Raw genomic sequence first — 12,897 nt, 5'->3', positions numbered from 1 at the left:
GGCTCAGCTCGAACCGGTTTCCAGCAGGTCGATCAGCTGATCGATCAGTGAAGGTGGCACGTTCACCTGCTCCTGCTTGACGTTGTGCCATTCGGCGCTGCCGTCCTCCTTGCAGTTCAACGCGGCCGTGTACGTACCCGGTGCCACCCACACCGTGATCGTCGTGTCGCTCGACCAGCCCGAATCGGGCGCGTTGTCGGGGTGCCCGTCGTTGACGAAGAGCGCACAGTTGGTGATGCCGCGGCTCGCATCGATGTGAGCAGTGATCGAATCCGAGTTGCTGGTGAAGTACACCGAGCCAGGCAGTGCTCCGCCCATTGCGTGTGCGATGCCGGACCCGGCAAGCACGAGAGGAACGGTCGCGGCCGTCGCGACCGAGTATCCGAGGATCGTCCGGAAGGTTGTCATGATCTTCTCTGGTCTCTTTCCTTGGGTAGTACGGGGCGATGCCGTCGCTGATCGGCGATCGCGGGGCACCCTCAGGCGAAGCCTCGCTCGATGAGGTCGATCGCGCTCTCGTGCAGCAAGGGAGGCGTGTTCACCGCCTCTTGCCGCACGATCCATCCGTCGGGGCCGGTCATGTCCCACTTGCACAACACCGTCGCTGTGTACCTGTTCTGCGGTAGCCAGAGGGTGATCGACTCATTGCTTGTCCAGTCGGTCTCGTGGATGTCCGACGACGCCGGGCCCTGCGCCACCAATTTGCAGTCGGTGATGCCTTGGTCCTGGCCGATGTGCGCGGTGATCGAGTTGAAGTCGGAGGTGAGGTACACGTCTCTGGGGTCGTTCCCGCCCATCGCAGTCGCGACGCCGGTGCCGGCCAGGACGAGGGGGACGACAGCAGCGGCCACCGTCGCGTATCCGAGAATCCTTCGGTAGGTCATGATCGTGTCCCTGTCGGTCGGTTCCGGCGTCGATGTCGCGCCGAAGTACAGAGTGGGATGGACTCATCGTCGCCCCGGAACGCGTTCGAAACATCCGTCGAACGACGTAGTCGGTTCTCGCGTATCGGCCTGCAACGGACATAACCGACCTAATCTTGATCTCATGGAGGAAGATCGGACACCTCGTGCGAATCTGGTCCGATCCCTCGCCGACGATGTGCGCCGATACGTTCGGTGCACCGAACACGGTGCGCTTGCGCTGGTCGGTTCGATCGGTCTCGGAAAGACCACGGTCCTTCGTGAAATCGCCTGCGCACTCGACGATGTCCGTGTCGTGGCGACAACCGCAGACGAATTGGATTCATGCTCACCTTCGTCCGTGGTCGGCCGCCTCTTCCTTGCGGGTGCCGGTGCGACACCCGACATGAAAATCCTCGGATACAACATCGACAATCTCGATGCGATCTACGCAGACGGACCTGTCGCGCTCGTCGTCGACGACGCGCATCTCGCCGACGGAGAGTCCTTGGCTCTGCTGCACAGGATCAGTGCGGTCTCGGCTCGACTGCCGCTCACGGTGATCCTCGCCTACCGCCGGGTGCCGGAACGGATGGCGCTGACGATGTTCGCCGCGCAGCCTCACGCACGGACGATCGAGCTCGCTCCGCTGGACTCCGAGGAGGTAGCCGCTGTCGTTCGCCTGCATCTCGGTGGTGATCCCGCTCCCGACCTGATCCGGTATCTCGGCCAGGCCGGCGGAAATCCGCTCCACGTCGGGCAGTTGGTGGACCTGCTCGCGAGTCGCGAGCACACCACCGTCGACACCGAATCCGGTCTCATCACCCTCCGCGGAACCGAAGTGGAACTGTCCGACCAGCTCGGACAGAGTATTCGATCCCACCTCTCATGCCTGTCGCCGCGGGTGCGTGACCTCGTGCAGGTGTTGGCTGTTGCGGACGGTCCGATGGGCGTCGAGGAACTCGCGGACATCGGTGGGGAGGCACCGGCCCGGTGCGCAGGTGCGGTCGCTGCCGCTGTCGACGCGGGGGTGTTGCGTTGGTCGGACGACGGCGATCTCGACTTCGTCGCACCCGCCTATCGGCAGATCGTGTACGACACCGTTGCGCCCGGCATCCGCAGACTGCTGCATCACGCCGTCGCGGAATCATTGGCCCGAGGTGGTGGGTCTGCCGCACGGTTGTCGGCTCATCGCGAACGGGCCGACGCGCCCGGCACATTCGTGCCGAGTCGCCAGCCCAGTTCGGTACAGACGTTCGGGGCCTTCGATTCGGATGAATTGGCGGCCACTGTTCGCGGCAACCCGACTCTTGCGCGTGCCGCCGTGCTCGCGGAGTCCGGCCGATTCCGTGCGGCTGCGGAACTCGCCGACGGTGTGCTCGAGACCGCACATGACGAACGCACATTTGCCCTGATGGTGTCGTTGACGTCCCACACTGTGCTCGGCGACGTACCTCGTGCCCGAGCCTCGATCGACGAGCTGCTCCGATCGTCGTTGCCGCCGGAGACACGCGGGTGGTTCGAGCAGTACCGCGAGTGGCTGGCTTTGATCGGGGGCGCCGAGCCACTCCTGGGCGACGCGCCGGCTCCACCGGCCGCCGGCCAGGAATTGGCAGACTTCGGCCTCGACACGATCGGGCCAGGCGTCCACGCAGTGCTTTCCGGGGACGCCACACTCGGGCTCGAATGGTTCGAACGCGGGGAACAGGCGGCGAGCGGACACGGGGTGCTCGATCGCGAGACGTCGGTGGCCGGAGCGTGGGCGATGTGGGCATCGCTCTACGTACACGGACCGATCGCGGCGTTGGCGCGACGGACGGCTGTGCCGCGCCGCGCACACACGATGGCCGAGATGTGGCTGCTGCCGCTACACCATTCGGTCACGGCGTCGACACTGTTCACGCTGGGGCGGTGGGACGAGGCGATTGCCGCGTGCGACGATGCCCTCGTCGTTGCCGCACAGACGGATTCCGGTTGGACATCGTGTGCTGTGGGGACCGCTGCGCTGGTCGACGTGCACCGCGGTGATCTCGAATCCGCCGAGCGACGATTGCGGATGTGGGAGGCGGGGAACACGCCACGGATGTTCGGGCTTCCCGATATCGAATACGGCCGTGCGGAATTGTGGAGTGCGCTCGGCGAACACGAGCGAGCCGAAGAGAGCGCCGCACAGGCGTGGCGTCTTGCGGTGGACGGCGGCCGGCTGGTGTGGGCGCTCCGATTCGCGCCGCACATCGCCCGGATCGCCGTGCAGACCCGCGACAGGGGCCTGTTCGCGCAGGTCTACGAAGTTGTCCAGGAGATACGGGCGGACCGCTCGCCGGCGATTGCACCGACGACCGAGTTCGTCGAGGCTTTGAGCAAAGGTGACCATGTGGGCCTGGCCGAGGTGGCCGACACATTCGCTGCGGGTGGCGACGCCGTTGCGGAGCTCGCGGCGCTCGAAGAGGCGGCATGTGCTGCGGCGGCCTCGGCGAAGCGCGATCAGGCGCATGTCCACGCTCGTCGCGCGCACGATCTTGCGGTACACCTCGGGGCGCGCACCGTCGCGGATCGGATCGCGAGCAGAGTGCGGGAGTGCGGTGTGCCGCTCGGCGCAGTCGGGTCGCGCAGAACCGCGCAGACCGGCTGGGAGTCGTTGACGGTGGCGGAGCGGCGGGTCGCGATCCTGGTCGGGGAGGGATTGACCGGCCCGCAGATCGCGGTGCGGCTCCGGATATCACCGAGGACGGTGCAGACGCACGTGTCGCATGCTCTGGCGAAGCTCGGCCTTCGTTCGAGAGTGGGGCTCGCGCGCGAGGCGCTCGCCCACCCTCGTGAACGGTGATCGGCGGTCAGCTCGGATCGGTGGTATCGGTCGTCTGGGCACTGTCTTCGGCGAGCAGCAGGTAGAGCGACTTCCGTGCTTCGACGAGTGCTTTGTGGGCTGCCGCGATCTGGGTGTCGGTGCCGCTGACGGCGACGACGCGTGCGGCCGTCTGCAGGTCCCGGAGGGCGCCACGCAGGTCGGGGCCGTTCTCGTCGGCGGAGTGGCCGGCGAACGGATCGGTCTGCTCGTTGGCGGGATCGGCGAGCCAGGCGCGACCCTCGTCGGTCAGCGACACGAGTTTGCGGCCGGCATCCTTTTCGACGCGGACCAGCCCCTCGTCCTCGAGTTGCGAGATGGTCGGGTAGATCGCTCCCGGACTCGGCTTCCAGACACCTCCCGTGCGGTCGGCGATCGCCTGCATCAGCTGGTAGCCGTGCATGGGCTCGTCGGCCAGTAGCTGCAGTACTGCCGCGCGGACGTCACCTCGTTGAGCGCGTCCTCGGCGCCCGCCGCGGTGCATGGGGCCGCCACCGCGGTGGCCTCTGCCGTGTGGGCCTTCGCCGAAGGGGCTTCCGCGTCGGGGGTCGCCGCCGGGGAACGGACCTCCGCGGCGGGGATCCTCGCCCAGGAACGGGCCTTCGGAAAAGAACTGATTCATCGCGTGTGCGCGGCGGGCGCCGCGCATGTGTCGTTCGTTGCGCATTGTGCGAACTCCTTCTTTGTTGATGCAGTCACGATATTTCACGATATATCGTTTGTCAACGAAGGCGCCGTTCGATCTGTTGTCGGCGCGCGCCGGTACTCTCGGCGCGTGGCCCTGTACCGGAAGTATCGACCCGCGACCTTCGCCGAGGTGGTGGGGCAGGAGCATGTCACCGCGCCCCTCAGCACGGCTCTCGACACCGGCCGTATCAACCACGCATACCTGTTCTCGGGTCCGCGCGGCTGCGGCAAGACCTCGTCGGCGCGCATTCTCGCCCGGTCGCTGAACTGTGAACAGGGCCCGACCTCGACACCGTGCGGACAGTGCCGGTCGTGCGTGTCGCTCGGGCCCGGCGGGGGAGGCAACCTCGATGTCACCGAACTCGACGCGGCCAGCCACGGCGGCGTCGATGACACCCGCGAGCTTCGCGACCGAGCGTTCTACGCCCCGGCCGAGTCGCGATACCGGATCTTCATCATCGACGAGGCGCACATGGTCACCACGCAGGGATTCAATGCCCTGCTCAAGATCGTGGAGGAGCCACCGGAACATTTGATCTTCGTGTTCGCGACAACCGAACCGGAGAAGGTGCTCCCCACCATCCGGTCACGAACGCACCACTACCCGTTCCGGTTGCTCGCCCCCACCACGATGCGGGGCCTCCTCGAGAAGATCTGCGTCCAGGAGAATGTGCCGGTCGAAGACACGGTATACCCGTTGGTCATCCGGGCCGGAGGTGGTTCGCCCCGAGACTCGCTGTCCGTCATGGACCAACTCCTCGCGGGAGCAGGCCCCGAGGGCGTCACCTACCCGCGCGCTCTGTCGCTGCTCGGCGTCACCGATGTCGCGCTGATCGACGAAGCCGTCGACGCATTGGCAGCCGGCGACGGTGCAGCACTGTTCGGCACCGTCGAGAAGGTCATGGACGCCGGGCACGATCCGCGGCGCTTCGCGATCGACCTCCTCGAACGTCTCCGCGACCTCATCCTCATGCGTAACGTCCCGGACGCCGCGGAACGCGGACTCGTCGATGCGCCCGGCGATGTGCTCGAGCGCATGCGTGATGAAGTGTCGAAGCTCGGTCCGGCCACGCTCACGCGCTACGCCGAGATCGTCCATGCCGGGCTCGGCGAGATGCGCGGCGCGACGGCACCTCGCCTGTTGCTCGAGGTGATGTGCGCGCGTATGTTGCTTCCCTCGGCATCCGACGCAGAGTCCGCAGTACTGCAACGGCTGGAGCGGCTCGAGCACGGGTTCGTCCCGGGCCCCGCCGTGAACAGTGCGGCGGTGGCCTCGGCGAGTTCCGTTGCAGCTCCGCCTCCGCCGGTGTCGGAGCCTGCCGCAGCCCCGATCGAGCCCGACGAACCGGCAGCGCGCTTCCAGCGTCCCTCCCAGCGTCGTGCTGCCGATCCGGCGACGAGCGAGGCCCCGGCCCCGCCGCCCCCGGCTCCCGCCCCGGAACCCGAACCGCCGCCGGCGCCGGAGCCTGTTCGGGCTCCCGAGCCGCGCGCCGAGGTGCCTCCACCGCAGCCTGTGGTGCCCACCCCGGAACCCGAGCCAGCACCGGAACCTGTTGCGCCGGAGCCTGAGCCGAAAGCCGAACCGGCTCCTGAACCAGTTCCGGAGCCTGCTGCGGTATCGGGTCCCGACGCCGCCGGGATCCGTGGGGTGTGGTCCGAGGTTCGTGCCAAGGTGCGTGCCCGCAGCAAGACCGTGGAGGTCATGCTGTCCGGTGCCACGGTTCGCGATGTCGACGGCACCAGGGTTGTCTTGGTTCATGATTCGGCGCCGCTGGTCAAGCGACTCGCCGAGCCGCGCAACGCGACCGTGATCGCCGATGCGCTGCGCGAATTGTTCGGTGTCGATTTCGAGGTCACCTGTGTCCACGGGTCGGCCGCGCCTGCACCTGCGAAAACTGCTGCGGCGCCGAAGCAGTCGCGCCCCACGGGGCAGCCGCGGTTCTCGCGGCCCAGCCAGGCCAAGCGGCCGCCGACGCCGGACGCAGCACCTCCGCCCGTCGGTGGGGTGAGTGCAGCGCCGTCGCAGCGTTCCGAGTACGACGATATTCCCCCGCCGGACGCGCCCGATCTACCCGACGATCCCGGCCCGGATGCGAATTACGACGCTCCGCCACCGGATCCGTCGGAGATCTCCAAGGAGGACGTCGACGAGATGTTCGCCGAGGCCGCGACCCCGGGCGACCCGTCGACCCGCCGCGACCCCGAGGACGTGGCGATGGAGTTGCTCAAGGATGTGCTGGGAGCGCGGCCGATCGACGAGAAGTAGCGGGCGATCAGTCCGCTCGATGTGCGCCCGGGCCGGGGCGCACATCCGCGTCGCGCGGCCCGATGCGATGGCCGGCCTCGCATTGCACCACGGCCGCGACGGGTTGACCGCAGTCGTGGTGGTGCACCGTGAGGGCCGGTCCTTCGGGGTCGGCGCAGTGGCGGTCGCCCCATTGCAGTAGGGCGATCAGAATCGGATACAGTTCGCGGCCCTTGTCGGTGAGCCGGTATTCGTGACGGGCCCGGCGACCCGCTTCCTGGTAGGGCACCGTGTCGAGTACGCCGGCGTCGACAAGGGTGCGCAGTCGCGCAGCGAGGATCGGTTCGGAAATCCCGGTGTGCCGTCGCATCTGCTCGAATCTGCGCACACCGTTGAATACCTCGCGCAGGACGATCATCGTCCATTTCTCGCCGATGATGCTCATCGTTCGCTGGACCGAGCAGTTGTCGGTGTTGTAGTCGAGCCACTGCATGATGCGAGCCTAGCTGACTGTGGTCTTGACAGGCAGGTCCGCGTTCTGGCTAACTGTGATTTCAGAAGTCAGCTGCGGAGTGAGGAGTAACCATGTCGGAGACCGAGGGGACTGCGGCGGTGCCGGACGCGTCCCTTGCAGCCGCGAGTCGATTCGTCGCCGCGAGCGGATTCGTCGTCGAGGAAGCGACACCGACGCGAGTGTCCGGATACGTCGAACTCGGCGAGGACCACCTCACCCCGTGGGGCGTCGTGCACGGCGGCGTCTACGCCACGATCGTGGAGAGCGCGGGCAGCATCGGAGCCAGCACTGCAGTCGTCGACCGCGGTCAGTTCGCCGTCGGCGTGCACAACGCCACCGATTTCCTGCGGTCCAGCAACGGATGCCGTGCGGCCGTGGTCGCCGAGCCGGTCCAGCAGGGCCGCACACAGCAGCTGTGGCAGGTGGTCATCAGTGATACCGCGAGCGAGAAGGTACTCGCTCGCGGTCAACTGCGACTACAGAACATTCCGCTTCCTGAGTGAGGCCGCTGTTGGGTCGTGTCAGCGGATGAGGTTGCCGAGATCGATCGGCACCTGTGCCCCGGTGATGTACTTGGCTTCGTCCGAGCACACCCACGCGACCACCGAGGCGACGTCGTCGGCCTGAAGAATCTGGTAGGGAAGTGAATTCATGTAGATGGGTCCGAGCGTCGAGGCGTACTCCGCGATCAACGGGTGCAGATCCGAGACGGTCATACCCGTCTCGACGCCGGCCGGATGCACGGTGTTGACACGGATCCGATGCTCGCCCAGCTCGTTCGCCATGGTTTTCGCGAGACCGACGATGCCGTGCTTCGTCGCGGCGTAATGGCCGGTGAACGGGGTGCCCTTGATACCGGACACCGAGCTGGTGAACACGATCGAGCCGCCGTCGCCCGTTGCGAGCAGGTGAGGTACGGAGGCCTTCGCGGTGTGGAACACACCGGTCAGATTCACGTCGACGGTCTCTTTCCACTGTTCGAGGGTGATCTCCCACGACAGCCCGCCCGAGCAGATGCCTGCGTTGGCGATCACGACGTCCAGTCGCCCGAAGGTCTCGACTCCTTTTGCGAGCGCCTGCGACAACGAATCGAAGTCGCGCACATCGGCGACGGTCGCGACAATGCGTCGCCCGGTCGCCTCCACCAGGCGCACGGTCTCGTCGAGATCGTCGCGCGTTGCTCCGGCGTACGCGGTCGACGAGAAGTCACTGCAGGTGTCGACGGCGATGATGTCGGCACCTTCCTGCGCGAACCTGACGGCTTCGGCGCGACCCTGGCCGCGCGCCGCCCCGGTGATGAACACGACCTTGCTCGCGAATCGGCGGGGTGCAGAGTGGCCGGTCGAGGTCATGCGGGCTCCTTCGGATCTGAGTACCTGTCCGGCGATTCTGTGGGCAGTCGTCGCGGTCGGGCCCGGCCGTTCCCGCTGAGCGAGAGACCGTGCGATTCACAGCGAACTGCCAGCGATACCGCAGCCGAGTCACTGCGTGTCGCTCCAGACTGAGGCGGTGATTGCAACAGCCCCGGCCAGGTGCACCGGAAGGAGAGACGGTGAGGAAACAGCTCTCGAAAGCCCACCAGGACACATACGAAGGGCGTAGCCGGCCCAGGCCGCACGACGAGATCGTCGACCAGGGACTGGCCTTCGACGTCGGCACTCTGTTGAGCAGGCGCAAGATGCTCACACTCGTCGGATTGGGTGCCGCGACGGTCGGCCTGGCTGCATGCGGAGGCGCCAACAGTGGCACTACCGCATCCGCGACGTCGACGACGGCCGCTGCCTCGGGTCTTGCGGAAATCCCCGACGAGACGGCCGGGCCCTACCCAGGCGACGGATCCAACGGTCCGGACGTACTCGAGCAGAGCGGGATCGTGCGGAGCGACATCCGGTCGAGCTTCGGGGAAGCCTCCGCGACCGCCGAGGGAATCCCGATGACGCTCGAACTGTCCATCGCCGACCTGGCAGCGGGAGGAGTTCCCTTGGCCGGGGCAGCGGTGTACGTGTGGCACTGCAACCGCGAAGGCGGCTACTCCCTGTACTCGGAGGGGATCACCGAAGAGAACTACCTGCGAGGTGTGCAGATCGCGGACCGCGATGGGCGAGTGCGGTTCACCAGTGTCTTTCCCGCGGCCTATCCCGGCCGGTGGCCGCACATCCACCTCGAGGTGTATCCGGACGAGGAATCCATCACCGACTCCACCAAGGCCGTTGCCACTTCTCAGGTCGCGCTACCGCAGGATGTGAGCGAGACGGTGTACGCCACGCCTGGTTACGAGGCTTCGGTTGCCAATCTGGCGGCGATGACCCTCGAGGCCGACAACGTCTTCGGCGACGACGGCGGCGTGAGCCAACTCGGCGCGGTCACCGGCGATGTCACCAGCGGATACCACGTCGTTCTCGCTGTCGGTGTCGACACGACCACGGAACCCACGGGTGGCAACATGCCTGGTGGAATGCCTCCCGCTGGGATGCCTCCCGGTGGCATGCCACCGGGAGGAACCCCGCCGAGCGGTATGCCCGGCCCTCCCGCGAAGTGACGAGAGATGCCGGGCGGCGTGTCCGCTCAGTTCTCGCCGAGCCCCAGCTCCTCTGCGCGGACGAACTTCGTGTACTGGGTGGCCACTCGTTGCGGCATCGTCCGCAGGGTGTCATCGTCGGGGTCGGTGTTCCCGACCGCGCGATGTCCGATGAGCTGAGCGACGTACGGACCGTAGATCATCATGCAGTCCATCAACCTGCCCTCAGCGATATCGCCGGCACGGCAGAGGGTGTCGGGAACACCCTGTGGCGCAGGTTCGTCGACCAGGTCAGGGTAGGTTTCGCGGCTCTGCTCGCGGAACGCGTCGCGCAGTTCGCGGGCGGCTTCGGGCCCGCTGGTGCGGTAGACGGTCGAATTGGCCAACGCGACACGGTCGGTGCCGGTGGCTTCGAAGATGTCGGCCGTCTCCGCGGGATGCGAATCGAAGTGCAGCCATCCGAGCGGCCCGTAGACTGCTGTGTCGGAGTTCCTGGCGTACTCGTTCTCGGTGTACCCGACCGCGCGCGCGAGGACCTTGTCGAGGTCGACCGGAAGCGACTCGATTTCGTCGGTCGGTGAGAACGGAAACTGCTCGATCCGCGGAAGCTGCTCTTCGAGGGCACGAGCCGTGGTGTCCGAGGCCCACTCGACATCATTGTTTTCCGCGGAAGTGTAGGTGTAGACCACGTGTGGTCCCCGCGCGGTGAAAGTCGACATGCTTGCGGTGTCGAGGCTCTCCCAGTAGTAGGTCGTTGCGAAGGTGTCGGGCAGTTGCGGGATCGATACCGGTGTCTGCGGTCCCGCAGCGAATCCGTCATCCTCCGGGGCGAGTGCGTTGGCGTGCAGGGCGGCAGCAGCCTGCGAGGCGCTGTCTGCGTCGGGGAACCGCCACACCGCGACACCGAGCTGACGGGAGCCATCGGGTTTACCGCTGAAACTGCCGAATCCCGTGATGACCCCGTACGATTCGGCCACCTCGGGGGCACCGCCGCCGCTGAGGACCTTGCCGATTCCGCCGACACCGACACCTGTCGACATGCCACCACCGTTGGTGAGCGTGGGGTCGATCGTGTAGGGGTGAATCACGAACTCGGCCATGCGCTGACCTTCGACTGCGGGACCGAAATCCCCGGCCGCCTGGCCTTCGGCGATGAAGTCGCGGGGTTCGATTCTGTATTCCCCCGTGTCGAGTGCTGCGATATCGAACGTTCCGGTGGTGCTGCCGTTTTCGTTTGCCTCCCCTTCGGCGAGTGCGGTGCCCTCGGAAGTGGTGCTGCAGCCGGCGAGTGCCAGAGTGACAGCGGTGGCGGCGATAAGGATGCGTGAGGTACGCATGGTAGTCGATACTCCTTGTCCTGCAATCAGTGCAGGTGGCGTGAGGTGGGTCAGGCAGGTGCGAAACCGATTTCGGTGAGCAGAGTCATTCCCTGGTCGGCCGAGTCGGTGGAGAATTGGATGAGGAGTCCCGTCGATCGGTCTATGGCCGTGAAGTAGGTGCCGTCCCGGCCTTGATCGATGATGCGGTTGTTGTCCGGCGAGACGATCTTGGTATTTCCGTCGTTGTTGTCGCGCAGGCGTATGAAATTCGAGCGCGCGTATTGGTCGTCACGCCACGCGGTGACCGACTCGTAGTCGTTCTTCTCCATGCCGATCGCTCGACCGAGCGAGGAATCAGGATTGACCAGGCAGCGGATCTGCAAGGCCCCCTGGGTGCTGAATCCCGAGTTGTTGCATTCGGAGCTCGCGTCGATGAGCTTTCGCGGAAGTAGCGCGGTCACATCGTCGTAGGTCTCGCTGGTGTAGCTCGAGTCGGAAGTGGCCGGGGGCTTCCCGCCGTTGTCCGGTGGGGCTTCGGCGGTTGTCGCGGTGACTTCTGAGGCCAGCGCGTCGTCCTGCGTGCCGTAGTAGAAGCCTGCCGCTGCGATCGCGACGGCCACCACAGCTCCTCCGGCGAGTGCCAGTGTCTTCCGGTTGGTTCGTGTCGGCGCCGATGAACCGGCATTCGGTTTGACGAACGAGGCAGGCGGCGGGGGAGCGGACGCGGTGTTCCCGGCCGGCCTCCGTTCGAGCACCTCGGTGTCGACCATCGCGGGAGGGTCGGTGGCGCGACCACCTGCGACGAACCCGGCGGCGCCCTTCGCGACGACGGTTTTCGGGTCGTCCAGTGTGGCGATCGGCCCGAGCTCGGCCAATCTGCGGTGCACGTAGGGAATCCGGGACGAGCCACCGGTCAGGTACAGCGCCTGCAGGCCGCCGCTTCCGATGCCCGAGTCGTGCAACACTCCGCGGGCCAGCTGTACGGCGCGGGTGATCTGCGGTTCGATCAGTTGCTCGAATTCGTCCCGCGTGAGAGTCAGGGTCTTGTCCGACCCGTTGCCCCTGACCCGGATCGTCGCCGACGGAGCTTCCGAGAGGAGCTCTTTCGCCTTGCGGATCTGATCGTCGAGAGTGCGTCGGGTCTCGAGACCCTCCGGTGTGCGCAGCCACGCTGCGAGCTGCGGATCGTCCTCGGCCAGATGCTGGTCTACCCATCGGGCTATCGCACCGTCGAGACTCTTGCCTCCGAGGGCGTTGTCGCCTCCGGCACGCAGAACCTCGAAGGTCCACTCGTTCGTTGCGGTGAGGACGGCCACATCGAGGGTTCCGCCACCGAAGTCGAACACGGCGATCGTCGAGCCCTTCACGATCTTCGCGTCGTGCTGGCGTGAGTAGTAGAAGGCCGCCGCGCGCGGTTCGGAGATCAGCGAGACACTTCCACCGAGCCCCGCGATCGATGCTGCCTCGCGCAGCACCGACAATTCTCGTGACGACCACGCCTCCGGATGGGTGAGCACGACCTCGGCCGGCGGTTCGTTGTTGTGGCGTCGAAGTGCTTGCCCGTACACGGTGCGCAGTACTGCCGCGATGATCGATGAGACGGCAACTTCCCGGTCCCGAACGACGATGCCACCGGCAACGACCAGTGACTTCGGTGCGACCACGAATCCGGCGGGGTCGAGCGAGGCCTGGTTGAACGCCACGTCTCCGGTGGACATCGCATTCGGGCCGACGAAAACCGAGGACGGCAGGGCATTGCCCGTGTGCGTCAGTGGGAGCGTCTCGACTCGGTCAGGTCCGATTCGGTGTGCCGCGGCGGTGTTGGACGTGCCGAAGTCGACCGCTAGGACCCAGCTCATCGGTAGTT

General features: G+C 66.4%; 11 protein-coding genes. 4 read left to right on the top strand and 7 right to left on the bottom strand.

The features are described 5' to 3' along the window. Positions 1 to 3 precede the first annotated feature (3 nt). Positions 4 to 408, bottom strand: a complete 405-nt coding sequence (locus MWU77_RS22885) for a hypothetical protein (protein WP_169690730.1) — start codon at positions 406 to 408, stop codon at positions 4 to 6. A 71-nt stretch (positions 409 to 479) separates the two neighbouring features. Then, positions 480 to 884 carry a hypothetical protein gene (locus MWU77_RS22880; RefSeq protein ID WP_169690729.1) on the bottom strand — a complete coding sequence of 135 codons (405 nt, stop codon included), beginning with the start codon at positions 882 to 884 and terminating at the stop codon, positions 480 to 482. A gap of 163 nt (positions 885 to 1,047) precedes the next feature. On the opposite strand from MWU77_RS22880, the gene MWU77_RS22875 reads away from it, so the two are divergent. After that, the gene (locus MWU77_RS22875; RefSeq protein ID WP_169690728.1) at positions 1,048 to 3,729 is read left to right on the top strand and encodes a LuxR C-terminal-related transcriptional regulator; all 2,682 of its coding nucleotides are present in this window, start codon (positions 1,048 to 1,050) and stop codon (positions 3,727 to 3,729) included. A gap of 7 nt (positions 3,730 to 3,736) precedes the next feature. Here the strand turns inward: MWU77_RS22875 and MWU77_RS22870 are convergent, their stop codons facing one another. Beyond that, positions 3,737 to 4,414: a PadR family transcriptional regulator gene (locus tag MWU77_RS22870; RefSeq protein ID WP_169690727.1), complete on the bottom strand. Its 678-nt coding sequence runs from the start codon at positions 4,412 to 4,414 to the stop codon at positions 3,737 to 3,739. Positions 4,415 to 4,522: 108 nt separating this feature from the next. Between MWU77_RS22870 and MWU77_RS22865 the strand changes: the two genes are divergently transcribed. Beyond that, positions 4,523 to 6,700 carry a DNA polymerase III subunit gamma and tau gene (locus MWU77_RS22865; RefSeq protein WP_169690726.1) on the top strand — a complete coding sequence of 726 codons (2,178 nt, stop codon included), beginning with the start codon at positions 4,523 to 4,525 and terminating at the stop codon, positions 6,698 to 6,700. A 7-nt stretch (positions 6,701 to 6,707) separates the two neighbouring features. On the opposite strand, the gene MWU77_RS22860 is transcribed toward MWU77_RS22865, so the two are convergent. Continuing rightward, entirely contained in the window at positions 6,708 to 7,172 is a 465-nt protein-coding gene (locus MWU77_RS22860) for a helix-turn-helix domain-containing protein (protein ID WP_247274848.1), read from the bottom strand. A gap of 92 nt (positions 7,173 to 7,264) precedes the next feature. On the opposite strand from MWU77_RS22860, the gene MWU77_RS22855 reads away from it, so the two are divergent. Next, positions 7,265 to 7,696 (top strand): PaaI family thioesterase, encoded by a 432-nt coding sequence (locus MWU77_RS22855; protein ID WP_247274847.1) that lies wholly within the window; start codon positions 7,265 to 7,267, stop codon positions 7,694 to 7,696. 18 nt (positions 7,697 to 7,714) lie between these two features. Here the strand turns inward: MWU77_RS22855 and MWU77_RS22850 are convergent, their stop codons facing one another. Continuing rightward, entirely contained in the window at positions 7,715 to 8,545 is an 831-nt protein-coding gene (locus MWU77_RS22850; protein WP_247274846.1) for a mycofactocin-coupled SDR family oxidoreductase, read from the bottom strand. A gap of 200 nt (positions 8,546 to 8,745) precedes the next feature. Here MWU77_RS22850 and MWU77_RS22845 point away from each other — a divergent pair, with 200 nt between their 5' ends. Next, positions 8,746 to 9,732 carry a 3,4-dioxygenase subunit beta gene (locus tag MWU77_RS22845; protein WP_247274845.1) on the top strand — a complete coding sequence of 329 codons (987 nt, stop codon included), beginning with the start codon at positions 8,746 to 8,748 and terminating at the stop codon, positions 9,730 to 9,732. 26 nt (positions 9,733 to 9,758) lie between these two features. Here the strand turns inward: MWU77_RS22845 and MWU77_RS22840 are convergent, their stop codons facing one another. Together MWU77_RS22840 and MWU77_RS22835 are read right to left on the bottom strand one after the other, a co-directional pair. Beyond that, entirely contained in the window at positions 9,759 to 11,048 is a 1,290-nt protein-coding gene (locus MWU77_RS22840; protein ID WP_247274844.1) for a hypothetical protein, read from the bottom strand. 50 nt (positions 11,049 to 11,098) lie between these two features. Continuing rightward, the gene (locus MWU77_RS22835) at positions 11,099 to 12,889 is read right to left on the bottom strand and encodes an Hsp70 family protein (RefSeq protein ID WP_247274843.1); all 1,791 of its coding nucleotides are present in this window, start codon (positions 12,887 to 12,889) and stop codon (positions 11,099 to 11,101) included. Between the last annotated feature and the right edge of the window lie 8 nt (positions 12,890 to 12,897).

The organism is Rhodococcus sp. F64268 (genome assembly GCF_023015605.1).
GTDB lineage: Bacteria > Actinomycetota > Actinomycetes > Mycobacteriales > Mycobacteriaceae > Rhodococcus.
The sequence above is the reverse complement of the archived record's forward strand: the minus strand, read 5'-3'. Positions and strand labels throughout refer to the sequence as shown.

Coding starts and splice junctions, on each gene's coding strand:
- MWU77_RS22885 (WP_169690730.1), bottom strand. CDS start 408: ATGACAACCTTCCGGACGATCCTCGGATACTCGGTCGCGACGGCCGCG.
- MWU77_RS22880 (WP_169690729.1), bottom strand. CDS start 884: ATGACCTACCGAAGGATTCTCGGATACGCGACGGTGGCCGCTGCTGTC.
- MWU77_RS22875 (WP_169690728.1), top strand. CDS start 1,048: ATGGAGGAAGATCGGACACCTCGTGCGAATCTGGTCCGATCCCTCGCC.
- MWU77_RS22870 (WP_169690727.1), bottom strand. CDS start 4,414: ATGCGCAACGAACGACACATGCGCGGCGCCCGCCGCGCACACGCGATG.
- MWU77_RS22860 (WP_247274848.1), bottom strand. CDS start 7,172: ATGCAGTGGCTCGACTACAACACCGACAACTGCTCGGTCCAGCGAACG.
- MWU77_RS22855 (WP_247274847.1), top strand. CDS start 7,265: ATGTCGGAGACCGAGGGGACTGCGGCGGTGCCGGACGCGTCCCTTGCA.
- MWU77_RS22850 (WP_247274846.1), bottom strand. CDS start 8,545: ATGACCTCGACCGGCCACTCTGCACCCCGCCGATTCGCGAGCAAGGTC.
- MWU77_RS22840 (WP_247274844.1), bottom strand. CDS start 11,048: ATGCGTACCTCACGCATCCTTATCGCCGCCACCGCTGTCACTCTGGCA.
- MWU77_RS22835 (WP_247274843.1), bottom strand. CDS start 12,889: ATGAGCTGGGTCCTAGCGGTCGACTTCGGCACGTCCAACACCGCCGCG.